The organism is Providencia lanzhouensis (assembly GCF_050469745.1).
In the GTDB taxonomy this organism is placed as follows: Bacteria; Pseudomonadota; Gammaproteobacteria; order Enterobacterales; family Enterobacteriaceae; genus Providencia; species Providencia lanzhouensis.
The window spans coordinates 101,908-127,356 of the sequence record NZ_CP174123.1; the positions used below are offsets into that span (position 1 = coordinate 101,908).

Below are 25,449 nucleotides of genomic sequence, written 5' to 3' on the forward strand. Positions count from 1 at the left end.
GATAGTTAGAACACTCAATGGATAACCTTGTATGCTAAAACGACCTCAGCGTCAAATTTATCCGGTATGTTTATGGCACAAAAAGTAATAATTTCACGGTACTTTGAGGAATTAAACATTCAACTAATTGAATGTATAGGCGTTATTTTTTACGCTAAATCTTAATAAGTTTTGGTGTAATAAATACCAGTAAAACACGCTTATCAACGTGTTGTGTCTTATTGATAAATAAACTTCCTAATAGTGGGATTTGTGAAAGAAATGGGATACCTGAATCCGTTTTTTCTTGCTTCTGTTGAAAAATGCCACCCAATATTAGGGTGTTATTATTTTTGATAGTCACTGAGGTCGCAATTTCTTGTTTATTGATGGCGAGATGTTGGTTTGGATTGACGGTGAGAGCGGTATCTGGGGAGTTATGGCTGATTTTTAATACCATTTCGACTCTGTCATCCCGGGCAATGGTTGGCGTGACTTCCATACCTAACACCGCATCTTTAAACTGAACATGGCTTTTTTTATCGGAAGTGGTGACATAGGGAATTTCGCTGCCTTGTTGGATGCTGGCGGGCTGTTTATGGGATGCAACCAAACGTGGGCTCGCAATAATTGACAATAAATTTTCTTTTTCTAGGGCGTTAAGCTTCATTTCAAGTAGGCCTTCTCCGAGCCGTAATACATTTAATGCCATCTGTCCTGATTGGCTGCTGTAACGGTTATAGCGGCTATGGTGCCCATCAGTTACTGACTCACCTAGCATTCCCCACTCTAAACCTAACGCTTGTAAAGCGGTGCGTGAACTGCTGATGATGTGGGCCGTGATTTGTACTTGCTGCTGGGGAATATCTTTTTGGGCAAGCCATGTTTCAATTAATGCCAAGCGTTCTTTGGTGTCCGTAATGATCAAACTGTTGGTGGTGGCATCAAAGTGGGCTATGCCTTTATCGGATAGGAGGCGCATGTCAGGCTCCGTGATCTGTTGATGAACAGTTTGAGCGTCGATAGAGACTAATGGAAAAATTTTTTCAGTGAGAATTATTTCCGGTGCTTTAGGTGGAATGATGGTGTCTAAGAGCTGGGTATCTTCTTCTGTTGGGGATATGGGTTCAAAAGGGTCTCGGGGTGTTTGCGCATACCCGAAGAAAGCGCTGCATAGCATTAACATTAATATGGGAACGAAAAAATTAGTTTTGCTCATTAGGGTGTTCATCCTTGATAAATGTGAGCGACAAATTGGCGGTCAGTTGCTGATTTTTGGTAGTCAAAATGACATCAGAAAATTGCCAATGTTGCTGTGGGAGCGTATGGGTGAGTGATTGCATAAATTCGAGGAGATCATTAAATTTCCCTTGGATCTCAAGTTGGTACTGAGAATTCAACGGATCCGATGGCTGAAGCTGATTTAAGACAATATTGTAATTCGCAATGAGCTGCTGTAAGTGAAGAACAAAGAAATGAGGATCTAAGGTAATTTCCTCATTAGAAGGGAATGAAGCAAGTTCTTGTTCTAGCCAAACGCGAGTCGGATTTTGGGCGAAAAATTGGCTACTGGCTTGGTTTTGTAGGCGCAAGGCAGAGCTGTTTTGTTGTAAATCTGCCCATTGATTTCGCTTGTCTTGCCAAATAAAGGTATAGCCAGCGGTAATGCCTACCACCAAAATCAACGGTATCGTTAGATATTGCTGCCAAAGGGGGCGATACCAAAAAGCGGCAAAGTGGTTATTCATCAATGACACCTCGATAATCGGCAATAAGGTGTAGTTGGTTAACGGCAGCAACCCGCCGTAACGTGCGCAGTTGCACGTTATCGACCTGAGGTGTCTGGCTAAATTGAGTTAACAGCAAGTTCAGGTCTTGAAAGCGATAACTGAGCGCTTTAATTTCTAAACGACCTTCACGTAGCTGAAAGGTGGATAGCCAGCTTTTAGGTGGCGTGAGATTGGATAGCGACCTTAATAGGTTGAGTAAGGCATGGTTATGTTGTGCATAGGATTGACGCTGATTTTGCTGAAACGTGAATTTTTCTAGCTGTTGTTGCTGCGCTTGTAATTGTGTTTTTAGTTGTTCAATGTGCTGTTGATGTTGCTGCTGAGTAGCAAGGTATAAGTGGGCTTGCGATATATCCTCTAGAAGCAAACTGATTAAATAACCAAAGATAACGATGACAAAAATACAGCTGCTCCACGTCACCATTAAAAAATAGCGTCGCTGGCGAGTGAGCTTATCGGTTCGCCAAGGTAGGAAGTTAACCTGATACATATTAAAGATCCCCATGACGCAGAGCCAGCCCCGCAGCAATCACAAAGTCCCCCAATTGACGGGGTAATTTGATGGGGTATTGATGAAAAGCTTGCAGTAAATCCCATCGATACTCTATGCCTTGAATATCGTGGTCACTAATGCAGTAAATCGGTAATTTTAAGGCTTCAGGATCGTCAGTTAATAAGGATTGAATCTGGTTAATGTGCACTGATTGATTATCTTGAGTCGGATTATCGCTTTGAATATGACTATAACTTGCAGGTTGGCTGATAGGCCCTGACCAAAACCATTCGTTTTGGCGATAGTAAACAAGCCAACATTCGTTAGGCAGCTGAGCATGCCGAGCAAGGTAACGCAGCGCGATGGGGGCAATATCTACAGCCAGCAGGTGATAGCCGCTCTCCAGTAATAAATCTTGCCAGAAGGTAATATCAGATTGGCGTGCGGCATTGAAGTAAACTTGTTGCCCAATGATCCGATAATCTACAGCAAGCTCTTGGGCTTGCATGGGAAAAAGTTGGTCAACTTGCGCTTGTAAATACCAGCTTAGCTCAGGTTGCTGCAAGCTCATTTGGTTGGGAAGTGAGACCTGTTTTTGGAGAGACCTTAGTGAGGGTAATGCGATAGAAACAGAGCAGTTTTTAGGTAATTTCTGACGCCATTGTCGCAAAATATTGCGTAAAATTACGCGGTGTTCATCAAGGGTATGTGATGCGCTGTCAAAAGGTAGCGCTTGTTGCCAACATTCACATAACGACCAGAGTTTGCGATGTTTTTTTGCAGCAACTAACTGAATGTGGTGCTGAGATAGCTCAATTCCGATGTGCCATTTTGGTGAATACATACATAATATCCTTATCATTAACAATTAAATTACGTTTTCTATTGTGCTGTATAAGCTTTATACTATGCAGCAGTGATATCTAAACCCGCCTGTCAGTTGCATATGGGAATTCTTCGGTGAAGTTCGTAAAATATTTTTTAATTCTGATTTTCTGTTGCATTTTTTTGGGAAGCGCCTCGATTTATGGCATGTACAAATATGTCGAAGGTGAGCTGCCTGATGTCGCAACAATGAAAGACATTCGTCTGCAAACGCCAATGCAGGTATTCAGTGCAGATAATGAACTGATCGCCCAATATGGTGAAAAGCGCCGTATTCCATTGCCATTAACTGACATTCCTCCAATGTTAGTGCATGCCTTTATTGCAACAGAAGATAGCCGCTTCTATGAGCACCACGGTATTGATCCAATTGGTATCTTCCGTGCTGTGACTGTGATGGCTTCATCGGGTCATGCATCGCAAGGGGCGAGTACCATTACTCAGCAGCTGGCGAGAAACTTCTATTTAAGCCCAGAAAAAACCTTGATGCGTAAAGCAAAAGAGGCATTTTTGGCGATTCGTATCGAACAGTTATTTACCAAAGATGAAATTATGGAGCTGTACCTGAATAAAATTTATTTAGGTAACCGTGCTTATGGTGTGGGTGCAGCCGCTTATGTTTATTTTGGTAAAACAGTCAATGAGTTAACGCTAAGTGAAATGGCAATGATTGCCGGCTTACCGAAAGCGCCATCAACATTCAACCCGCTTTACTCTTATGACCGTGCGGTTAACCGCCGTAACGTCGTATTAATGCGGATGTTAGAAGAAAAATACATCACGCAAGATCAGTACGAGCAAGCGAAAAGTGAAAAAATTGTCGCTTCTTATCACGCACCAAAAGTGGATTTTTCTGCGCCTTATTTAGCGGAAATGGCACGCCAAACGATGTATGAAAAATACGGTGAAGATGCCTATACCGATGGTTATAAGGTGTACACCACGGTTGTGCGTAAAGACCAGTTAGCGGCGACCGAAGCTGTACGTAATAATTTGATAGATTACGATATTCGCCATGGTTATCGCGGTCCTGCAGAAGTGTTATGGAGCGGTAGCCAAGCCGCATGGGATAAAGAACAAATCGTTGAGAAACTGAAAAAATTACCAAACTATGGTTCATTGGTTCCAGCCGTTGTCACGTCTGCGAGCAGCAGCGATGCAAAAGTCATGCTGGCGGATGGATCGGACATCCAAATTACGATGGCGGGTGTGCGCTGGGCGCGTAAATTTATTTCAGATACTCAGCAAGGTGGTACGCCATCTGCCGTGAATAAAGTTGTGCAGCCTGGTGAGCAAATTTGGGTTCGTCAGGTTAAAGATAGCTGGTGGTTAGCACAAGTCCCTGATGTGAACGCAGCATTTGTTGCATTGAATCCGAATGATGGGGCGGTGATAGCCCTTGTGGGTGGTTTTGATTTTAATATGAGTGAATTTAACCGCGTGACGCAATCATTGCGCCAAGTGGGCTCAAATATTAAGCCATTCTTGTATACGGCTGCGATGGATAAAGGCTTAACGTTATCGTCATTACTCAATGATGTGCCGATTAGCCGTTGGGATGCGGGAGCTGGTTCAGACTGGCGTCCGAAGAACTCACCACCGCGCTATGATGGTCCTATCCGTTTACGTCAAGGTTTAGGTCAGTCGAAAAACGTGGTGATGGTGCGTGCGATGCGCGCCATGGGTGTGGATTATGCCGCAGATTATTTAACGCGTTTTGGTTTCCCGAAAGAGAATATTAACCGTACAGAAGCGTTGGCGCTGGGTGCTCCATCATTTACCCCAATGCAAATGGTGCGTGGTTACGCCGTGATGGTGAACGGGGGATACCTTGTTGATCCTTACTATATCTTGAAGATTGAGAATCACAGCGATGAAGTAATTTTCGAAGCGAAACCAAAAATTGCGTGTCCTGAGTGTACAAATATTCCGGTCATTTATGGGGATACGGCGCGTACGATTGCGCTGAGTGATTCTGAAGGCGAAGACGCAACAGAGGAAGTGACTCAATCGAATAATAATGTGGTGGAGCAAGAGCCAACGATGGCACTGTCTACGACCGCAGAACAGCAGAGCCCTGAAGACCAATATGCCCCGCATGTTATTAGCACACCGCTGGCGTTCTTAATTCGCGATGCGATGGTGACAAATATTTATGGTGAGCCAGGTTGGTCAGGTACCGGTTGGCGTGCGGGGCGTGATCTGGGCGGTCGTCGTGACATTGGCGGGAAAACAGGAACCACGAATAGCTCGAAAGATGCGTGGTTCTCCGGTTATGGTCCTGATATTGTTGCCTCAGCATGGATTGGCTTTGATGATAACAAGCGCACATTAGGTCGTACCGGAATAAGCGGTGGTGAAGCAGGTGCGAAGAGTGCTCAGCCGATTTGGGATGACTTTATGAAAGCCGCCCTTGACGGCGTTCCGGTGAAAACTATGCAACCACCAAAAGGAATTATTTCAGTCTCTATCGATACCCGTACAGGTAAACTCTCATCCGGTGGACCTTCTCGTAGTGAATACTTTATCGAAGGAACTGAGCCGAAAGAGCGCGCGGTACAAGAGGTTGGAACGACCATTTCAACGGAAAATGGAGCCAGCCAAGAGCTATTCTAATGAGCTGTTTTGAGTGTAAATAAACTGCACCCCATCGCCGTTTGGCATGGGGTGTACTTATTTAGGGTATTGGATAGATTGAATATCGAGTGGCGTTATTTCGCGTTATTTTTTAAGTAACGTTCCACATAAAACAACGCGCTAATATTGCGGGCTTCATTGAAGTCAGGGTGGTCGAGGAGCTCCATCATACGTGCAATCGGCCATTTGACTTGTTGGAGCGGTTCTGGCTCATCCCCCTCAAGTTTTTCGCTAAATAGGTCGTTAGCTATAAGTATGTTCATCTTGCTGGAAAAGTAAGATGGGGACATGGTGAGTTTTGCCAAAGGGGTAATTTGGCGAGCCCCATAACCGATTTCTTCTTTGAGTTCTCGCTGAGCTGCCTCAAGAGGGGCTTCTCCTGGGTCTACGGCTCCTTTAGGGAAGCCTAGCTCATAGTTTTCGATACCCACGGCGTATTCACGGATCAAAATCAGGTGATCATCAATGATGGGGACGATAAGAACTGCTTCACGCTTTGCGGGGCGCATTCTTTCATAAACACGTTTTTCGCCATTACTAAATTCGAGGTCAACAGATTGGATACTGAATAGTTTAGATTTAGCAACATCTTGAATATTCAGGATTTTTGGTTTTTTTAACTCTGTCATAACGATTTCCGAATCAGGTGAATGGGATCCATGAGGGCAAGCATACATTGTCTTTAACTATGACGCATATCAAAAAAAAATGATAGAGATTATAGGGTGGAGAAAATGCTGTTAGTATAATCTACTTATGAAAATCGCACTGATTAATAAGTAAAACATTTTATTTACAACATATTGTAAAATAAAACAAAAACTGAAAGAGAATAGGAATTGGCTTATATAGTGAATAGCATTACGTTGCTATGCTTTTTAAGTAGACAATTCTGTTGAGAAAAAAATGCTAAACACCGTCATTATACTGGCTCTGATAATAGCTAGCCTAATTATAATGGTTTCCGTTCTGTTCTTCCGGCGGGGACGGCGTTCTAGTGTCTATCAAATACCCTCTCTAGCAACACCCGCGTTTAAAAAAATGATTGAGTCTGATTTCCAGACTATCACCCAGTATCTTAATCACAGTGCATCTAAAAACCTTCATTCGCCTTCCCAAGCTGCATGGCAAATACGAAAAAATGCGACTGTTGCTACCATCTGTAATGCCATTACGCGATTTAATTTGCGTCAAGAGCAAGGGCAGGGTTGGCGTTATTTTATTGATACGATTGAAGTTCAGTTACCTTCTCAACTAGAACCGTTCTTACAACGACAAAATGCCATGGAAATTGTAGAAACGGATCATCTGCCTTTAATTGTGGCTCTCAATGGTCACTCATTGAAGGAATTTAGCTATGAATGGGAAGTCCCTTCAGAGGAGCCTAGGACTCAACCTGAGGCTGATATCCATGAAGGTGAACCGAACACCATTCAATTGCTGAAGATGCGTAAGGAAAGTAAAGAGGAGCATCGACTCCATAATTCTTCCGGGTGGTTAGGGGCGATTGTGGTGAGCCTCAGTTTTTTTATCGGCTATCTGACGATTGTTTCTATTCCCATTTTTCAAGGATGGGGGCTGACATTAGCTGCGGTGGTTTTTATCCTCGGAATGTTTTTATTATTCCGTTTACGTCTTTTTCCTAGACCCTATCAAGATGTGCAATGTATTTATGGGCAAGCCAAACGCTGGGAATTGTACGGAGAGTTAGATAAAAAATACTCATCCACCATTTCGATAGGGGGCGTAGATTTGCACTACCCCACCTATTGGCTCCCTTACCTAAAATATGAGCTAAACCATCCTACGAATATTGACCTCTATTCGACGGGAGAAGTGCTACGGTATGGTCGATATCTCTCAGTTCATGAAGAGGAACGCTATTACCCCTATAAACGATTTAAAAAGAATGTGCTGATGTTTTTCAGTGCATTGCTCGTTTTGGCGATGGTGTTTTCTTATCAATCGATTAGTTTGCCAGTAAAATTAGGTTTTGCGTGGATTGAAGGTGCGAAAAAAGTCAGTGTTGTTGACCCTTCAGATTTAACAGCGCGTAAAATTAGAGTTGGAGATACATTATCAGCGAAGGGAATGGGGATGTGTTATCGTCCTCCTAATTTGAATGATGCCAATCAAGCGTTGTTTGTGCCTTTTGATTGTTCGGGTGTGTATTGGAATAATATTAACCTGATTACTGAGCCGCAATCTGAGATTGTGAATCGAGCCATAGATTTATTGAATAGCGTAAAAAATCAATTACATCCAGATAAAGATGCCCCGGGAATTAACCCAAGATTGCAGCGTGAAATTATGAAATCGGGAATGAATATTATTTTCGATTTTTCAGAAATCGTATTAAAAACCAACGCGTTGTGTGATCAACAAGATCATTGCATTAAACTCAAAAGCGCATTGTCTAACTTGGGTGGAAGTGTGGATGATTGGCCGGGATTGGTAAATAAAGCGTCTTCAGGAAAATTAAGTGGTGCGCATGTTTTATTACGTGCAGGAAGTGCTGATGCCTTGGAAAACCTCGTTGAAGACACCACATATGATTTCATCAAGAAAGAACTTGAGAAGGAAGTTCGTAAACTCAATAGCCCACCACCAGGTGGGGTATTGTTGATCAGCGATGAAAACCGCCCGCTGGTAGATATAATGCCAGTAAGTTCACTGAGCGAAATGAACCAAGTTCAGCGATGGTATGAGTTAAAGCGCTTATCTAGCATTCTGATTAATACCCCATTTGATGTTGAAGGGGTTATCACGAACATTTCGACAGATGCCAATGGCACATTGCAAGTGGTGGTTCATGAACGCTTGGATGAAGATGTGTTATCAGAATATGTCTGCCGTTCAATGTTGGTTTTCTTCTTAATCATTTGTACCTTGATAAATGGAACATTAATTATTATTCGAGTTTTGAATAACAAACGGCGTTTGCGTAAAATCACTGAATATTACGATAAATGCTATGAGGCAGATAATCCTTCCGAGTCTAGATAGTATTATCCTTCCCTGACCATGGAGCCTCATTTTGGTTTGGCATTCAAACTAAGTGTGAGGAGGCACCATGAAGCCGTTATCGACAAATCAATCTTCAACAAAGCCATCATCCGCTGAACAAGTTCGCCTTGATAAATGGCTATGGGTTGCACGTTTTTATAAAACACGTTCCATTGCTCGTGAGATGATTGATGGCGGAAAAGTCCATTACAATGGGCAAAGAAGTAAGCCGGGCAAAATTGTTGAATTGGGTGCGATGATAAAAGTGCGTCAAGGAAATGATGAGCGGATTATCGAAGTGCTCGAGATCAGCAATCAACGTAAAGGCGCACCAGAAGCTCAGTTACTCTACCGTGAAACCGTAGAAAGCCTTGAACAACGTGAAAAGATGGCGATGGCACGTAAGATGAATGCACTCACGATGCCACATCCTGACAGACGTCCCGATAAAAAAGAGCGTCGGACTCTGCTAAAATTTAAACACACGAATTCCCATGAATCGTCTTAATAGACTGCCTGAGTAATAGAGAGAAATTATGGCTAAACAAGACCAACTCCACCGTTTCCTGTTCGAACAGCATGCGGTACGTGGAGAAATGATTACTGTCGATGAGACTTTTCATCATATTCTAGAAAATCATGATTACCCAGAAGCCGTCAAAATGCTGCTGGGAGAACTGCTGGTTGCGACCAGCTTACTGACTGCAACTTTAAAATTTGATGGTGACATTACCGTTCAAATCCAAGGTGATGGCCCTGTTAAGTTAGCCGTGATTAACGGTAATAACCTACAACAAATGCGCGGTGTTGCCCGTGTTGAGGGTCCTGTTGTCGCGGGAAGTACGTTGCAGCAAATGATTGGTAACGGGTTCATTGTCATCACAATTACACCAAAACAAGGTGAGCGTTATCAAGGGATTGTGGCGATTGAAGGCAACAGCATTGAAGAGAGTATTGATGCCTATTTCCGCCAATCTGAACAGTTACCAACCCGCCTGTTTATCCGTGTTAGTGAACAAGATGGCAAAGCGATTGCTGGCGGGATGTTGCTGCAAGTTTTACCAGCTGCAGGAGAGACTAGCCACGAGTTTTTTGATCACTTAGTGCAACTGACTGCGACTATCAAAGGCAAAGAGCTCAGCGAATTAGACGTGAAAGAGGTACTTCATCGTCTATATCATGAAGAAGATGTCACGCTGTATGACCCACAATCTGTTGAGTTCCGTTGCACTTGTTCACGTGAGCGTTGTGAAGCGTCTTTAGCGACATTAACCCATGAAGATGTTATGGATATTTTGCACAAAGATGGGAAAATTGATATGGAGTGTGAATATTGTGGCTCACACTATGTATTTATTGAATCCGATATCATCGGGTTAAATAATGAGCGAAATCAGCAACTTCACTGATACGATTTAGCAACCTAATTATGTGACGAGGGTGCAATTTTGCACCCTTTTTTTATAATTTTAAAGGATTATAACGTGCTCTAAGTCTCATTATGAATTAAAAAAAATTATACATTTTCAATTCTTTGATAACTATCGCTGTTAATTAGTCGTAAAGATTTATGATCGTCGGCAGAATAGCTATGTTTACCAGGAGCAATATAATGAGCGCTAAAAGCATTACCCTGAAGGATCTCGAAAAGTACGGCATTCATGACGTCGCTGAAGTTGTTTATAACCCAAGTTATGAGCTGTTATTTCAGGAAGAAACCAAGCCAGGTCTTGAAGGTTATGAACGCGGTACCGTCACTACGTTAGGTGCTGTTGCTGTTGATACCGGTATTTTTACAGGACGTTCCCCAAAAGATAAATATATCGTTCGCGATGATGTAACCCGTGATACCGTTTGGTGGGCTGACCAAGGTAAAGGTAAAAACGATAACAAACCAATGAGCCAAGAGGTTTGGAGCAGCCTGAAACACTTAGTGACTGAGCAGCTATCAGGCAAACGTTTGTTTGTTGTGGATGCATTCTGTGGTGCGAACGCAGATACTCGTCTGAAAGTCCGTTTTATCACTGAGGTTGCATGGCAAGCTCACTTCGTGAAAAACATGTTTATTCGTCCATCTGATGAAGAGTTAGTTGGTTTTGAACCAGACTTTATCGTGATGAACGGTGCAAAATGCACTAACCCGAATTGGAAAGAGCAAGGTCTGAACTCAGAAAACTTTGTTGCTTTCAACTTAACTGAGCGTATGCAGTTAATCGGCGGTTCTTGGTACGGCGGCGAAATGAAGAAAGGTATGTTCTCTATGATGAACTACCTGCTGCCATTAAAAGGCATCGCATCAATGCACTGCTCTGCAAACGTTGGTGAAAAAGGCGACGTTGCAATTTTCTTCGGCCTGTCTGGTACAGGTAAAACCACACTGTCTACAGATCCAAAACGTAAGTTAATTGGTGATGATGAGCATGGTTGGGATGATGACGGTGTATTCAACTTCGAAGGCGGTTGCTACGCGAAGACTATCAACCTGTCTAAAGAAGCTGAGCCAGATATCTATGGCGCAATCAAACGTGATGCGTTATTAGAAAACGTCATGGTATTGGCTGACGGTTCCGTTGATTTCAATGACGGTTCTAAAACTGAGAACACGCGTGTTTCTTACCCTATCTATCACATCGAAAACATCGTAAAACCAGTTTCTAAAGCTGGCCATGCGACAAAAGTTATCTTCCTGACGGCAGATGCATTCGGTGTGTTACCACCAGTTTCTCGCTTAACGCCAGAACAAACTCAGTACCACTTCCTGTCTGGTTTCACGGCGAAGTTAGCCGGTACAGAGCGTGGTGTGACTGAACCAACTCCAACATTCTCTGCATGTTTCGGCGCAGCATTCTTATCTCTGCACCCAACTCAATACGCGGAAGTATTAGTGAAGCGTATGGAAGCCGCAGGCGCGAAAGCATACTTAGTCAATACTGGTTGGAACGGTACAGGCAAACGTATCTCTATTAAAGATACGCGTGCAATCATCGATGCAATCTTAAGTGGCGATATCGAAAAAGCGGATACCATCAAGCTGCCAGTGTTTGATTTAGAAGTCCCAACAGCATTACCGGGTGTGGATACCAATATCCTTGACCCACGTAATACTTACGCTGATAAATCTCAGTGGGATGAAAAATCTAAAGACTTAGCGGAGCGCTTCGTGAAGAATTTCGATAAGTACACTGATACCCCTGCAGGTGCAGCACTGGTTAAAGCCGGTCCTAAACTGTAATTTCGGGTAGTACAGATAAAAGAAGGCTCTACAACGATTGAAGATAACATCATCGTGTAGAGCCTTTCCCATTGGTGTTAGCGTTTACTTACCTGAAAAATTATTCCGCAGCAGGCAAGTCAAAAACTAAAATTTCACTCTCTTCATCAGCTTTAATCGTTAGCTGATTTTCTTGCCAAATGGCTAAACCATCGCTAGTCGTTGCTTTCTGCCCATTAACTTCAATGTTGCCTTTAACGACTTGGATCCAAACAACACGTTTTTCTGCGATGTCGTGAGTGCTTTGCTCATTAGCTGGTAATGCCCAGCGCCATAAGGTCATGTCTTGGTTAACTTTTAGCGAGCCATCGCGTGCATCTGGTGATAACACCAATTGCTTACCACTTGTCGAATCAAAGCGTTTTTGCTCGTAACGTGGCTCGATGCCATTTTTATCTGGAATGATCCAGATTTGGTATAAACGCAGCTCTTTTTCATTACTTGGGTTGTATTCAGAGTGACGAACACCCGTTCCCGCGCTCATGATTTGGAATTCACCCGCAGGGATCTGTTCCATATTGCCCATGCTGTCTTTATGCTCAACGGCACCATCCAGCACGTAGGTCAATATTTCCATGTCTTTATGAGGGTGAGTACCAAACCCTTGTCCCGCAGCGATGTAGTCTTCATTGATGACTCTTAACGCTGAGAAACCCATAAATTTTTCATCGTAATAGTTAGCGAACGAGAAAGTGTGCCAGCTGTCCAGCCAACCGTGGTTTGCGTGTCCACGTTCATTTGCTTGGCGTAAATAGATCATTGAGTCATCTCCTTAAAAGCGGATATCCAATTTTCATTGGGCTCTTGCTTAACTTGTTGATGACAGTTTAGCCAAATTGTAGAAAGAGAAAAGTAGGCGACATTAACCATAGGATCCAAAAAATTTGAATAAGATTCTAGGATATCACCAAGATGATTTTCGGTATGAAATGGCAAGGTACAGATAAAAAAATAGCCAGCATATGCTGGCTAAAGTAAACACTGGAAGCAATGTGAGCAATGTCGTACCTCCTACAAGAGACTGACTAAGTTAAGTCGCCTGCGGAAGATGTGATAATGATAATAGTTATCACTATCGTTTGTAAAGAGTTATTTTTAACCAATTTTAGATTTATTTAAACTCAATGCTCAACTGCCTGATTTGGTTGAAATTAAATAATATCCATTATTTTTCAATGGATTAAATAATTTCATAAAAGCGTGCGCGATTAAGCTTGATGGAGCAAGTTTTCCGCACAAGCAGAAGCGGAACTCCACGCCCATTGGAAATTGTATCCCCCTAACCAACCCGTCACATCCATCACTTCGCCAATAAAATAAAGTCCGGGAGACTTGAGCGATTCCATGGTTTTGGATGAAATTTCATGGGTATCAACGCCACCAAGAGTCACTTCCGCAGTACGATAACCTTCTGTGCCGTTAGGTTGTACTTGCCAGTTATGCAACAAGTCATCAAGAGCATCAATCTGTGCGTGGGTGAGTTGTTTGAGTGGGCAATCTGGAATCTGTCCAAGTTGTTGTAAGACCTCAATTAAGCGTTTAGGTAACAGTGTCGCTAAGGTATTTTTGAGCGATTGATTAGGGCGCTGTTGTTTCTCATTGGTCAGAAATTCCCCCAATGAAATCTCTGGAAGTAAGTTAATACTCACATACTCGCCGGGTTGCCAGTAATTCGAAATTTGTAAAATTGCCGGACCTGATAGTCCCCTGTGAGTGAACAGGATATTTTCTTTAAATAGCACACCGCTGGCGGATGTAACGGTTGCCGCCACGGAAACCCCAGAAAGGGCTTGCAGTGCTTCAAGTAGAGGTTTGTGTAAGGTAAAAGGAACGAGTGCAGCACGGGTAGGGATGATGCTGTGCCCAAATTGCTCGGCAAGTCGATAACCAAACGGAGTTGCTCCTAAGCCTGGCATTGAAAGTCCGCCAGTTGCAACCACCAGTAAGCGAGTACTTACTTGATCTCCGTTCACCGTGACAACATAGCCGTCATCCGTTTTGTCGACTTGGGTGACTTCACTGCGTAGCTTGATAGTGACATTGGGCTGATCACACTCACTTTTCAGCATATCGACGATATCTTGCGCACTATTATCGCAAAATAGCTGTCCTAGGGTCTTTTCGTGATAAGGAATCTGATATTTGCCAACAAGCTCAATAAAATCCCATTGTGTATAGCGAGCAAGTGCTGACTTACAAAAATGAGGGTTAGTCGAGAGATAGTTATTGTGATCGGCGTACATATTGGTGAAATTACAGCGTCCACCGCCGGACATCAAAATTTTACGCCCTAATTTTTTACCGTTATCCAGTACAAGGGTATTTAAACCGCGCTTACCAGCGAGTGAAGCGCAAAATAATCCGGCCGCGCCTGCACCTAAAATAATAACGTCAATATTTCTCACAATCAGGGTTCTCTATATATATTTGATTTTTATCGTAATTACGAATATTTATGCCGCTATTTTACGCGATTTAACGTAGGTTGTAATGCAGCGGATCATCGAAGAATTAATGAAAAGTATGGTAGACGTATTATAATTAGGAAAAATCGCGAAAAAAGACTATTTCCCCCAGATTTTCACAAATTATCATAAAAAAAGTTTCAAAAATTCAGAATAACTTTAATTGTGGTAACTGGATGATATTAAAGGGATAGTTTGTATTTGATGATTTTTTGATTGGTATTTAAATCAAAAAAAGGTCAGATTTCGCTTCCACCGCTAGCGTTTGTCACTGATAATGCGCCGCGTTCATGTCCAACCAATAATGGCTTAACGTCTATGCTACATCTTTTTACAGGTTTAGAATTTTACACAGGTCTATTGTTAGTTCTAGCACTGTTATTTGTGCTGTTCTATGAGGCGATTAACGGATTCCATGATACTGCTAACGCGGTCGCAACGGTGATTTACACCCGAGCAATGCGCGCTCAGTTCGCGGTTGTCATGGCCGGGGTATTTAACTTTTTCGGTGTCTTGCTGGGAGGGCTGAGCGTGGCATATGCCATTGTTCATCTTTTACCAACAGACCTTCTCCTTAACGTGAGCTCTGCTCACGGCCTTGCAATGGTCTTTTCATTGCTACTGGCTGCTATCATCTGGAACCTTGGAACCTGGTATTTAGGTATTCCAGCATCAAGTTCTCACACGCTGATCGGTGCCATTATCGGTGTTGGTTTAACCAATGCGATAGTGACTGATACATCGGTGGTTGATGCGCTGAATATTCCTAAAATGATCAGTATTTTCATGTCCTTAATTCTTTCTCCGGCTATCGGTTTTGTGATTGCAGGGCTGATGATTTTCATGTTACGCCGTTATTGGAGCGGAACGAAAAAACGTCGCCGTATTCACTTAACGCCAGCTGAGCGTGAGAAGAAAGATGGTAAACGCAAACCACCATTTTGGACGCGTACTGCATTGATCCTGTCTGCTGTCGGCGTGAGCTTCTCTCACGGCGCGAATGATGGGCAAAAAGGTATCGGTCTGATTATGCTGGTGTTAATTGGTGTTGCACCAGCAGGCTTCGTCGTTAACATGAATTCAAACGGTTATGATATCGCGAGAACACATGATGCGGTGGTTCATCTGCAACAATACTATGAAACACATAAACCAGCCTTAAACCACGCAATTGAAAATACGCCTATGATGGCGGAGAACAAGCCAGAAGAAGGCGAGTTCCATTGTGACAGTTCGCGTACGCCAATTATCTTAAATCAAGCTCAGAAGATGCTCAGCGGCATTCAGAGCTATGATGAGTTAACACCTGACCAGCGCAACCAAACTCGTCGCCTGTTAATGTGTATCTCCGATACTGCGAATGCCGTGGCGAAGTTACCAGAAACTAGCGCAAAAGATGCGAGCTTACTGAAAAAGCTGAGTAATGACCTGCTGTATACTGTTGAGTATGCACCGTTATGGATTATCGTTGCCGTTGCGTTAGCACTGGCACTGGGTACCATGTTCGGTTGGCAGCGTGTTGCGGTGACTATCGGTGAGAAAATCGGTAAGAAAGGTATGACTTACGCACAAGGCGTATCGGCTCAGGTCACTGCGGCGGTATCTATCGGTGTGGCAAGTTATACAGGTATGCCTGTTTCAACAACCCAAGTTCTCTCTTCTGCGGTAGCGGGTACGATGGTAGTTGATGGTGGTGGTGTTCAGAGTAAAACGATTAAGAGCATTGCGCTTGCATGGTTACTGACGCTTCCTGTTTCCATCATTCTGTCCGGTGTACTGTACTGGATTGCTCTGAAGATTATCTAATCAGCGGTAGGGAGCCCAGTTAGGGCTTCCTGCACACTCTAAGCATAAGCATTCTAAAATAGTGATGATCGGTTTCCGGTCATCACTATTTTTTTGCCTTGAATAAAGGGAATAACAAACGCGAGGTTAATTGGCTATTACCATATAGACCAAACTCACAACGACTAAAATGCTTAATCGGCTGATCAACATAAACTGCTTGCGAATACGTTCACAACGGAATATTACATCAGGATCGTAGTGCTCAAGGTACTGTTTGGTATTGATATAACGGACAAGGCGCAATTGCTTGTTAAGCTGACCGTGAGTCGTGAAAAAGCCATTACCATCAACGGATTGATAAAGTAGAGGATCCGAATCCCTCAGAATAGATAATAAAACGCGAATAGAAGAAAAATAGCGCATCATATTTAAGATGCACAAAATGCAGAGTGCCCAAAATAATGCAATTACACTGAACATAATCCCCTCCTTAGAACGAACCTAAATTGCCCCGTTGTCACTAAAGGAAATACCGCCAAAATATTGCACTAACATCATTTATTTTCATTGTAGGGCATGTCGTTACTTAAACACAATTCATTGCTTAAAAAAAGTGCAGATGGTTCAAATTTTGACTTCAAAAAAGTGGGAGTCATAAACTGTTAATTTACAGATTGTTGATTACACTTACTGGCATTGCGGTAATTCGAATTTTGAACTGATATATATTAATATTGAATGAATGATGTTATTGTTTTATCAAATGTTCTGTCTTTTAATCCTTAAAAATTAATCTGCTAGATGTGATCAAAACGACACTTAGTTATCGCGATTAGCAGGTATAGTATATTCATAAGATATTGGTGAACGTCGTTAACCACCAGTTAAATCAGCATTTGGAAGGAGTTTACTTATGGCTTATAAACATATTCTTGTCGCGGTTGATTTATCACCTGAAAGTAAAGTTTTACTGGATAAAGCAGTTTCTATGGCGAAACCGTACGGAGCCAAAGTCTCTATGATCCATGTTGATGTTAATTACTCGGATCTGTACACCGGCCTTATCGATGTGAATTTAGGTGATATGCAACAACGCATCACTGACGAAACTCGTAATTCACTAAGAGACCTTTCCGCAGGTGCGGGTTATGACATCCAAGAAACCCTTAGCGGTAGCGGTGACTTAGGTCAGGTGTTAGTGGATGCTATCAAAAAATACGACATGGACTTAGTTGTCTGCGGACATCACCAAGATTTCTGGAGCAAGCTGATGTCTTCGGCTCGCCAGCTAATCAATACTGTTCATGTGGATATGCTGATTGTTCCACTGAATGACGAAGAAGAATAATTCTTCATCGATAAATTGAAATATTATTCACTGAAAACGCCTGCTTATGCAGGCGTTTTTTTTGCGGCAAAATAATCGTCTGAAGGGAGTGATTGGCAGGTCAAGCAATTTTTTTTTCAAATGAGTAAAAAAAAACCTTGAATTGAGAATATAAACTAATGATATATTCAATAGGCAAACACAAATCGACCTCACATTTCCTAAAAAAAAAAGATAAGAAATAGTGAGGCACCTCACAACAATATCCACATTGAAAAAGGAAGACAAAGATGGCTCAAACACTATCTTCATTCTTGGAGTCTGTCCAAAAAAGAGACCCTTCACAGCCTGAATTCCTACAAGCAGTGCGTGAAGTATTCACTTCTCTTTGGCCTTTCATTGAACAAAATTCAAAATATCGCGATCAAGCACTTCTCGAACGCTTCGTTGAGCCAGAAAGAGTGATCCAGTTCCGCGTATGTTGGATGGACGATCAAGGAAAGGTGCAAGTTAACCGCGCATGGCGTGTTCAATTCAGCTCTGCGATTGGTCCATTCAAAGGCGGCATGCGTTTCCACCCATCCGTTAACTTATCCATCCTGAAATTCTTAGGCTTCGAACAAACCCTTAAAAATGCACTCACAACCCTACCAATGGGTGGAGCAAAAGGCGGTTCTGACTTTGATCCTAAAGGAAAAAGCCATGGTGAAGTGATGCGTTTCTGCCAAGCATTAATGACAGAACTTTATCGCCACTTAGGGGCTGATACTGACGTTCCTGCTGGTGATATCGGTGTAGGCGGTCGTGAAGTTGGCTTTATGACTGGGATGATGAAAAAACTGTCTAATGACACCTCTTGCGTTTTCACCGGTAAAGGTCTGTCATTTGGTGGTAGCTTAATTCGTCCAGAAGCAACCGGTTACGGTCTTGTTTACTTCACTGACGCGATGCTCAAACGCCACGGTTTAGGTTTTGAAGGCATGCGAGTGGCTGTTTCAGGTTCGGGTAACGTTGCTCAATACACCATTGAAAAATGTATGGAATTAGGTGCAAAAGTCGTTACTGCATCCGACTCTAGCGGTACTGTCGTGGATGAAGCCGGTTTCACCCCTGAAAAACTTGCACGCTTAGAAGCTATTAAAAACAACTACGGTCGTGTTGAAGAATACGCGAAAGAGTTTGGTTTAACTTACTTAGCGGGTAAACAACCTTGGGGCGTTCCAGTGGATATCGCACTGCCATGTGCAACACAGAACGAACTGGATGTAGACGCGGCTAAAGTGCTGATCCAAAATGGCGTTAAAGCTGTCGCGGAAGGCGCAAACATGCCAACCACTATTCCTGCAACTGAGCTATTCCTTGAAGCAGGTGTTCTATTTGCTCCTGGTAAAGCAGCTAACGCTGGCGGTGTTGCAACTTCAGGTCTGGAAATGGCGCAGAACGCAGCACGCTTAAGCTGGAAAGCAGAAAAAGTGGATACGCGTTTACACCACATTATGTTGGACATTCACCACCACTGTGTTGAATTCGGTGGCGAAGCCAAACAAACCAACTACGTCCAAGGCGCGAACATTGCTGGCTTTGTTAAAGTCGCTGACGCTATGTTTGCACAAGGCGTTGTGTAAGGTTTAACTCAAAACGTAAGCGAAAGGGCGGTCGTACAAGTTTGTCGCTGTGATAAACCGTACAAACGCCCTTCGCCGTTACGTTTTAATCGCTGTGTTTAATACAGGGATAGATATCGAATCGATGGCTTTTGGTTGTGACTGCTGAAGGTGCTTTTTGCCCCGCAAGCGGTTCGGCGTAATCAGGTCGCTTAACCACAACACGGCGTTTTGCCAGCGCAATGGCTGGTGCCAGTAAAGAATCTGCATCATCATCAGCCCCGACCAATGACTGAAACACCCGCATCTCTTTCTTCACTAATGCACTTTTTTGCCGATGTGGGTACATCGGGTCGAGGTAAATCACGTCCGGCGCTTCAGTAATTTCGGCTAATGCGGTAATGCTCGATGCGTGGATCAGTGACATTCGTGATTGTAGCCATTCCCCAATTTCAGGGTCTTGATAACCACGTTGTAAACCATCATCAAGCAGTGCAGCTACCACTGGATGACGCTCTAACATCCGTACTTTACAGCCCAAAGCCGCCAGTACAAAAGCATCGCGCCCTAAACCGGCTGTCGCATCAATTACATCGGGCAGATACTCTTTTTTGATCCCCACCGCTTTAGCAACCGCCTCACCGCGTCCACCACCAAATTTACGGCGATGCGCCATCGCGCCTGAGACAAAATCCACAAAGATGCCGCCTAATTTTGGTTCATCCATTTTGCGTAATTGCAGGTTTTCGGGGGTTAACACCAATGCCATCAAGGCGTCAGGTGTATGTGTGAGTTGCCATTTTTCAGCAAGTTGATTGAGAGTGCCAATATCGGCACCCTCTTCACAGATTAATTGGATAGCAATATTTTCAGCCATGAATACCGTAGCTCTTCAACATCGCATCTAATTCTGGTTTACGACCACGGAAACGCTCGAACAGTACCATAGGCGCTTCAGAACCCCCGCGACTTAAAATATTGTCGAGGAAGGATTGACCAGTTTGGCGATTAAAAATGCCTTCTTCAGAGAAGCGAGAGAACGCATCAGCAGCCAACACATCCGCCCATAAATAGCTGTAATAACCCGCTGCGTAGCCGCCGGCAAAAATGTGGCTAAATGCGTGCGGGAAACGCCCCCATTTTGGTGATGGTACCACGGCAACTTTTTCTTTGATGGCATACAGCGTTGGCATCACTTGCGCGCCTTTTGCTGGGTCATATTCCGCGTGTAAGGTGAAATCAAACAGACCAAATTCAAGCTGGCGCAGTACAAACATCGCCGACTGGTAGTTTTTCGCGGCTAACATGCTTTGTAGCATATCGGCTGGCAAAGGTTCGCCAGTTTCATAGTGACCAGAGATAAACTCAAGGGCTTCAGGTTCCCAGCACCAGTTCTCCATAAATTGGCTTGGTAATTCCACGGCATCCCATGGAACCCCATTGATACCCGCCACATCGGCAACATCAATCTGGGTCAGCATATGGTGTAGACCATGACCAAATTCGTGGAACAGGGTGATGACTTCATCGTGGGTAAATAAAGCAGGCTTATCCCCTAGCGGCTTATTAAAGTTACAAGTTAAATAAGCCACAGGATTTTGCAGTGAACCATCTTTATGCACCATACGACCCACGCAATCATCCATCCATGCACCGCCGCGTTTGTGCTCGCGAGCATATAAATCGAGATAGAAGCTACCGCGTAGGGTATTGGTATCATCATACAGTTCGAAGAAACGGACATCATTGTGCCAAGTTTCAACATCCTGGCGCTCTTTAGCCGTTAAACCATAAATACGGTGAACGACTTCAAACAGCCCATTTAACACGCGCTGCTCTGGGAAATAAGGGCGCAATTGCTCATCATTAAGTGAGAATTTATGCTGTTTTTGTTTTTCGCTGTAATAGGCTAAATCCCAAGATTCGAGGGTATCAACACCATAATTTTCTTTCGCGAATGCGGTCAGTTCCGCGAGTTCTTCTTTACCTTGCTGATGAGCGCGGTTTGCTAAATCATTCAGGAAACCTAAAACTTGCTCAGGGGATTCTGCCATTTTGGTGGCGAGGGATTTTTCGGCAAAGTTTTTAAAACCAAGCAGTTGAGCCAGCTCATGGCGTAACGCCATTAACTCATCGATAAGTTCGCTGTTATCCCATTTACCTGCGTTAGGGCCTTGGTCGGAGGCGCGAGTGCTATAGGCATAGCTCATTTCGCGGCGTAGCTCTGCATTATCGGCGTAGGTCATGACAGGCAGGTAGCTTGGCATATCTAAAGTCAGTAAATAACCTTCTTCACCTTTAGATTCCGCCATGGCTTTTGCTGCGGCGATGGCGCTTTCTGGCATGCCTGCCAGCTCGCTTTCATCTTTAATGAGTTTTGACCAACCCATTGTGGAATCTAGGACGTTATTACCAAACTTAGAGGCGATCTCCGATAAACGTGCGACGATTTCACCATAACGTTGCTGTTTTTCAGCAGGTAAACCAATACCGGACAGTTCAAAATCACGCAGGGTATTTTCGATAGATTTGCGTTGAGCTTGGCTTAATTGATTAAATCCAGCGTCTTCTTTGAGGGATTTATAAGCTTGATACAGTGGCTCATGTTGTCCCATCCATGTACTGAATTCGGACAGTAATGGGAGGCATTGCTCATAAGCTTCACGTAGCTCAGGGCTATTTTTAACAGAATGTAGGTGGCTCACTGGGGACCAAACGCGGGAGAGTTTATCGCTCGCTTCTTCTAATGGTTGGCACAGGTTGTCCCAAGTGTAGTGGCTGTTGGCTGCCAGAATATTTTCAACGGTTTGGCGATATTCGCCTAAAACATGTTCAACTGCCGGGAAAATATGTGCAGGTTCAATATGTTCAAAACGGGGTAATGCGGAATCGGCTAATAATGAGTTTGTCATAAAAAAACATCCTTGAATGCAGGCTTGCGCTCGGGAGCCAAGGCTTACTGTGCTGACAATGAAAGTGTTGGCGGGGTGACTATTTGTGAAATCAGCGCGCCGTATGTAGACATGAATAAGTATATGGGGGCAATTGTATAAACCTCAATATCACATTTGTGCTTTTTGTTATCAGTTTTTGAGAATGGCGTGGCATTATTGGCGTGTATCAATAATTTGAATGGTTGTTCTCACAATACCTTGGAAAATAAATAATTCAGTTTATAATCGAACACCTACCAAATAGAGGAAGATCGTCGTCTCCGGTGAGGCGGCTGGATTTCAAATCCAGTTGGGGCTGCCAGCAGTCCCGGGCAGGTTCGACTCCTGTGATCTTCCGCCACTTTTCTCCCTCTATCTTCGTATTAATACCATTTTTTGTAGTTTGTCTTAATCTATAAAGACTTGCTCAAAACTCAATCATCCTGAAGTTCCGGATAGTTCGATTAGAGGGAAATGGTCAGGTTTCCAGAGAGGTCGATTACTATAGTTTACTTGCCATTCTTATGGTCGGTTACCGCGTCCGTTCTGTTCGCAGCACACAATTTGTCAGAGAACTGCACGCTTTCCAATATAGAAACCGCGCATTTTTTAATCTAGGCAAAACACGATCTAAGACAAATTTTTCTTATTAAAAATCAGTCTTAGAAAAACCGGTCATAGCATCCAACTCCATTTCGCGACCTAATGCTGTCATTGGGTGGACAATAACGAGGCCTCGTACGGATTTCTTCAGTTTGCCCATATCCGCTTGCTCTTTCTTTGTGATAGGGCGCTTGAATGGCATATCCATCAATTTCTGTGCTTCTTTACTTAGCTTCTTGTTACGCATTTCTTTCAGACGAGCGATTTCAACTTCCAGCGTCGCTTTTTCTTTTTCGAGCTCGGCGTATTTTTCCGCTTGGGTCGACAGTTGCATACTTGCCATTTGGTGACGAATAAGGTCTAAGCGGTCGCTAAGCGTTTTAATCTGTGTTTTTTCAGTTTCTTTCATCATTAATTAACCGTGAATAAATTTCCTGCCGGCAAGTATACATCATTCCGCATAAGAGGGCGAAAGGGGATAGCACCTATTAAGGCTCATCATCAAAATACGGTTATTTGCGATTTATCTATCACTATTTCACTGCTTATTTTTACTCAAAAACCAATTCGAAGCATGGTGAGTTGAATTATCAGCGGACAATTATTTCTTTTTCATAATGATTTTGTTCACCGGAATCATCAATGAGGCTAAACAGTATCTTGTTATTAGTATTATCTTTTTTAATTTCAGTCTGTTGCTCCGAAAAGGGGGGCAATAACATGGTCGGTAGTTGTTCTTCTGTTTTACCCATTTGTAGTTTATTGAACGTAATATAAAAAGGGGTGGGGTTTTTGATAGTTAAGCGTTGGCTTCCTTTATCTAACGTAAATTGGATTTGATCGCTTATTTCACCAATGGTCGCGTTAAGGTTATCAGGTCGGTAAAAGACCTTAATTTGTAGCCTGACTGCGACATTGATAATACTGGCATTGCCTTTTTCATTGTCAGGGGTCGGTGTGATTTCATATAAATTTAGCCAATAAAGTGATTCTCTGTCTGTTGAAGATGGCATAAATTTATTAACTAACCGAATGTATTTTAATTCGTTTTCATTAAGGCGGAAAATAGTAGGAATAGCAATGACAGGAGAGTGACTTGCTTTTTCTGGTGTGCCATCGGGAGCCCCATCATCAACCCAGCTTTGGATAATAACTGGGTATTTACTGGTATTTTTAATGGGCAATGTTGCTTCTCTTTGAGAATGCTTGATGATAACCCGTGAGCCTTCAATCATCATTGCTGCCTGACTATAAGAAGAAAGCAAGATCATTAACGCGAATAAGGTAGATTTCATTGTCATTGAACCTGAATAATCACTTGAACAGTTGCATCAAACTTTCCGGGTTTGACGACTTTACCTGGGATCTTTTCAAGTGAGGCATTGACTGTTTTAGAATACGTCGTCACGCCATTGACTACACCAACAGAAATAGCATCGGTCAGAACAGGGTACCACCCATTAGCCGCTCCTTGACCGGTGTTTGATAAAGACGATAGGTAATTTAAAGCCGTGCCGTTCAGTTGATACAATCTAACCCCGACGCCTGTTGCAATGTTTGGCATGCCATACCCATTTGACAGTAAATGCGTGACTCCGGATCCCGAACTAACGGTTAAGTTTTCTTGAATGGCAGAGGTAATATTTGCTGGGTTAGGTAAAAAACCCATCGCAGTTTGTGTATTTGCGGTTCCGCTGACAAACCCTGAAAGTCCGCTATTTGCAGGGGAGCCGGATTGGCACTGAAATCGAATATTAATAGGCGCGGTGACTTTCACATTATTATCGATCTCATTCTTAGAGATTAATGGGAAAAATACATTTGGTGTCACGTTTTCAACCATACAAGTGGCGGCTCGTCTAACAACGATGTTTTGGTGCAAATTAATGGCTCCGGGCCAATATAGATACCAACCATTATAGTAGTATGCGGAATCTGCATTCTCCGTTACGTTTAAAGAGCATTGCTTACATTTAAACGCCGTATAGGTAGAAGGTTGAGTCCAAGAAACAGTCCCCGTTGTTACGCTTGGCACGGGAACTCCTGAACCATAGTCAATTTTAAATAACTCTATGCTTGAGTCGGAAAAGTTTTTGGCTTTAACCAGAATCCAACCTTGGCTATCTCTATCTAGATTTGTTAGTGGGCGAGATTTCCAATAGCGAGAAAAATACTCCCCTGTATTGACATTCTTAACTCTAATTCCGACACCATTAACGATGGTTGTATAGGTCTGATCGAGCCCTAAAGCAGGGTTAGCTTGATACATGCCAGCATATGCTGAATCACCATTGGTGGCATAGAATTCTTTTAAAAACCCATCTTCATCAGCGGTGCAACGAAATAAAATTTGTTCCGGTTCATAACGTGCAGAACCTGAATCTAAAAAAGAAACATATCCTGTAGCGATTAAAGACCCTAAAGGTTGAAAGTTATTATTATTAATATTAATAACTCTTGGCGTTGTACCCATTGTACCCGATGAATCCGTAGACCCTCCCCAAGCACCAGCCGTTCCCTTTCCAGGTTCGGTATAATATACGCTACCAGAGTTCGTATTTATTGATGTGATTCGATAGCATGTTGCGAATGTATAGGTAGTAAAAGAAGAAAGTAGCAGGGCTAGCAATATTTTTGCAAAAGAAGATGTTGTCATTTTAATCGCCTT

At 43.1% G+C, this 25,449-nt stretch carries 22 protein-coding genes and 1 tRNA gene; 10 read left to right on the forward strand and 13 right to left on the reverse strand.

Translation table 11 applies throughout. From position 1 onward, the window contains the following. Positions 1-154: 154 nt before the first annotated feature. Genes ACIH2S_RS00440 through pilM form a run of 4 tightly spaced genes read right to left on the reverse strand, consistent with a single transcriptional unit; the run spans position 155 to position 3,106 of the window. Entirely contained in the window at positions 155-1,198 is a 1,044-nt protein-coding gene (locus tag ACIH2S_RS00440) for a secretin N-terminal domain-containing protein (RefSeq protein WP_108479677.1), read from the reverse strand. Then, positions 1,185-1,727 carry a hypothetical protein gene (locus ACIH2S_RS00445; protein ID WP_108479676.1) on the reverse strand — a complete coding sequence of 181 codons (543 nt, stop codon included), beginning with the start codon at positions 1,725-1,727 and terminating at the stop codon, positions 1,185-1,187. Before ACIH2S_RS00445 ends, ACIH2S_RS00440 begins: the two co-directional genes overlap by 14 nt. Then, positions 1,720-2,259, reverse strand: coding sequence for a PilN domain-containing protein (locus tag ACIH2S_RS00450; protein WP_108479675.1), 540 nt, complete (start codon positions 2,257-2,259; stop codon positions 1,720-1,722). Before ACIH2S_RS00450 ends, ACIH2S_RS00445 begins: the two co-directional genes overlap by 8 nt. A gap of 1 nt (position 2,260) precedes the next feature. Further along, the gene (pilM, locus tag ACIH2S_RS00455) at positions 2,261-3,106 is read right to left on the reverse strand and encodes a pilus assembly protein PilM (protein ID WP_108479674.1); all 846 of its coding nucleotides are present in this window, start codon (positions 3,104-3,106) and stop codon (positions 2,261-2,263) included. A gap of 116 nt (positions 3,107-3,222) precedes the next feature. Between pilM and mrcA the strand changes: the two genes are divergently transcribed. Next, the gene (gene mrcA / locus ACIH2S_RS00460; RefSeq protein ID WP_036950099.1) at positions 3,223-5,763 is read left to right on the forward strand and encodes a peptidoglycan glycosyltransferase/peptidoglycan DD-transpeptidase MrcA; all 2,541 of its coding nucleotides are present in this window, start codon (positions 3,223-3,225) and stop codon (positions 5,761-5,763) included. 95 nt (positions 5,764-5,858) lie between these two features. On the opposite strand, the gene nudE is transcribed toward mrcA, so the two are convergent. Beyond that, the gene (gene nudE, locus ACIH2S_RS00465) at positions 5,859-6,413 is read right to left on the reverse strand and encodes an ADP compounds hydrolase NudE (protein ID WP_108479672.1); all 555 of its coding nucleotides are present in this window, start codon (positions 6,411-6,413) and stop codon (positions 5,859-5,861) included. 277 nt (positions 6,414-6,690) lie between these two features. Here nudE and ACIH2S_RS00470 point away from each other — a divergent pair, with 277 nt between their 5' ends. The 4 genes from ACIH2S_RS00470 to pckA all read left to right on the forward strand — a co-directional run bounded on the left by ACIH2S_RS00470 (position 6,691) and on the right by pckA (position 12,022). After that, positions 6,691-8,790 carry an IgaA/UmoB family intracellular growth attenuator gene (locus ACIH2S_RS00470; RefSeq protein WP_108479671.1) on the forward strand — a complete coding sequence of 700 codons (2,100 nt, stop codon included), beginning with the start codon at positions 6,691-6,693 and terminating at the stop codon, positions 8,788-8,790. A 67-nt stretch (positions 8,791-8,857) separates the two neighbouring features. Further along, positions 8,858-9,298, forward strand: a complete 441-nt coding sequence (gene hslR / locus ACIH2S_RS00475) for a ribosome-associated heat shock protein Hsp15 (RefSeq protein ID WP_036950093.1) — start codon at positions 8,858-8,860, stop codon at positions 9,296-9,298. A 28-nt stretch (positions 9,299-9,326) separates the two neighbouring features. Next, entirely contained in the window at positions 9,327-10,199 is an 873-nt protein-coding gene (hslO, locus tag ACIH2S_RS00480) for an Hsp33 family molecular chaperone HslO (protein ID WP_036950091.1), read from the forward strand. Positions 10,200-10,402: 203 nt separating this feature from the next. Next, positions 10,403-12,022 (forward strand): phosphoenolpyruvate carboxykinase (ATP), encoded by a 1,620-nt coding sequence (pckA, locus tag ACIH2S_RS00485; protein WP_108479670.1) that lies wholly within the window; start codon positions 10,403-10,405, stop codon positions 12,020-12,022. A 100-nt stretch (positions 12,023-12,122) separates the two neighbouring features. On the opposite strand, the gene ACIH2S_RS00490 is transcribed toward pckA, so the two are convergent. Together ACIH2S_RS00490 and ACIH2S_RS00495 are read right to left on the reverse strand one after the other, a co-directional pair. Next, positions 12,123-12,821 carry a pirin family protein gene (locus tag ACIH2S_RS00490; RefSeq protein WP_430247905.1) on the reverse strand — a complete coding sequence of 233 codons (699 nt, stop codon included), beginning with the start codon at positions 12,819-12,821 and terminating at the stop codon, positions 12,123-12,125. Positions 12,822-13,269: 448 nt separating this feature from the next. After that, positions 13,270-14,466 carry an NAD(P)/FAD-dependent oxidoreductase gene (locus tag ACIH2S_RS00495; protein ID WP_036950085.1) on the reverse strand — a complete coding sequence of 399 codons (1,197 nt, stop codon included), beginning with the start codon at positions 14,464-14,466 and terminating at the stop codon, positions 13,270-13,272. 378 nt (positions 14,467-14,844) lie between these two features. On the opposite strand from ACIH2S_RS00495, the gene pitA reads away from it, so the two are divergent. Beyond that, on the forward strand, positions 14,845-16,332 hold the full coding sequence (gene pitA, locus ACIH2S_RS00500) for an inorganic phosphate transporter PitA (protein WP_036950148.1): 1,488 nt from the start codon (positions 14,845-14,847) through the stop codon (positions 16,330-16,332). Between the two features lie 126 nt (positions 16,333-16,458). Here the strand turns inward: pitA and uspB are convergent, their stop codons facing one another. Continuing rightward, positions 16,459-16,794, reverse strand: a complete 336-nt coding sequence (gene uspB / locus ACIH2S_RS00505; RefSeq protein WP_036950083.1) for a universal stress protein UspB — start codon at positions 16,792-16,794, stop codon at positions 16,459-16,461. Between the two features lie 433 nt (positions 16,795-17,227). On the opposite strand from uspB, the gene uspA reads away from it, so the two are divergent. Next, the gene (uspA, locus tag ACIH2S_RS00510; protein ID WP_036950081.1) at positions 17,228-17,662 is read left to right on the forward strand and encodes a universal stress protein UspA; all 435 of its coding nucleotides are present in this window, start codon (positions 17,228-17,230) and stop codon (positions 17,660-17,662) included. Between the two features lie 269 nt (positions 17,663-17,931). Beyond that, complete coding sequence (gene gdhA, locus ACIH2S_RS00515) at positions 17,932-19,266, forward strand: NADP-specific glutamate dehydrogenase (RefSeq protein WP_036950079.1); 1,335 nt, start codon at positions 17,932-17,934, stop codon at positions 19,264-19,266. An 85-nt stretch (positions 19,267-19,351) separates the two neighbouring features. On the opposite strand, the gene rsmJ is transcribed toward gdhA, so the two are convergent. Both rsmJ and prlC read right to left on the reverse strand, forming a co-directional pair. Continuing rightward, the gene (rsmJ, locus tag ACIH2S_RS00520) at positions 19,352-20,122 is read right to left on the reverse strand and encodes a 16S rRNA (guanine(1516)-N(2))-methyltransferase RsmJ (protein ID WP_036950077.1); all 771 of its coding nucleotides are present in this window, start codon (positions 20,120-20,122) and stop codon (positions 19,352-19,354) included. Next, positions 20,115-22,157, reverse strand: a complete 2,043-nt coding sequence (gene prlC / locus ACIH2S_RS00525) for an oligopeptidase A (RefSeq protein WP_154610016.1) — start codon at positions 22,155-22,157, stop codon at positions 20,115-20,117. The genes rsmJ and prlC overlap by 8 nt, the downstream gene beginning before the upstream one ends. 287 nt (positions 22,158-22,444) lie before the next feature. Here prlC and ACIH2S_RS00530 point away from each other — a divergent pair. After that, a tRNA-Sec gene (locus ACIH2S_RS00530) sits at positions 22,445-22,539 on the forward strand. A 94-nt stretch (positions 22,540-22,633) separates the two neighbouring features. Further along, positions 22,634-22,831 carry a RhuM family protein gene (gene rhuM / locus ACIH2S_RS00535; RefSeq protein ID WP_430248549.1) on the forward strand — a complete coding sequence of 66 codons (198 nt, stop codon included), beginning with the start codon at positions 22,634-22,636 and terminating at the stop codon, positions 22,829-22,831. Here rhuM and ACIH2S_RS00540 read toward each other — a convergent pair. The 3 genes from ACIH2S_RS00540 to ACIH2S_RS00550 form a co-directional block, all read right to left on the reverse strand. After that, complete coding sequence (locus ACIH2S_RS00540) at positions 22,828-23,190, reverse strand: YibL family ribosome-associated protein (protein ID WP_036950146.1); 363 nt, start codon at positions 23,188-23,190, stop codon at positions 22,828-22,830. The genes rhuM and ACIH2S_RS00540 overlap by 4 nt on opposite strands. A 181-nt stretch (positions 23,191-23,371) precedes the next feature. Then, on the reverse strand, positions 23,372-24,076 hold the full coding sequence (locus tag ACIH2S_RS00545; protein WP_051422591.1) for a fimbrial biogenesis chaperone: 705 nt from the start codon (positions 24,074-24,076) through the stop codon (positions 23,372-23,374). Positions 24,077-24,078: 2 nt separating this feature from the next. Beyond that, positions 24,079-25,437, reverse strand: a complete 1,359-nt coding sequence (locus ACIH2S_RS00550) for a fimbrial protein (RefSeq protein WP_036950069.1) — start codon at positions 25,435-25,437, stop codon at positions 24,079-24,081. Positions 25,438-25,449 lie beyond the last annotated feature (12 nt).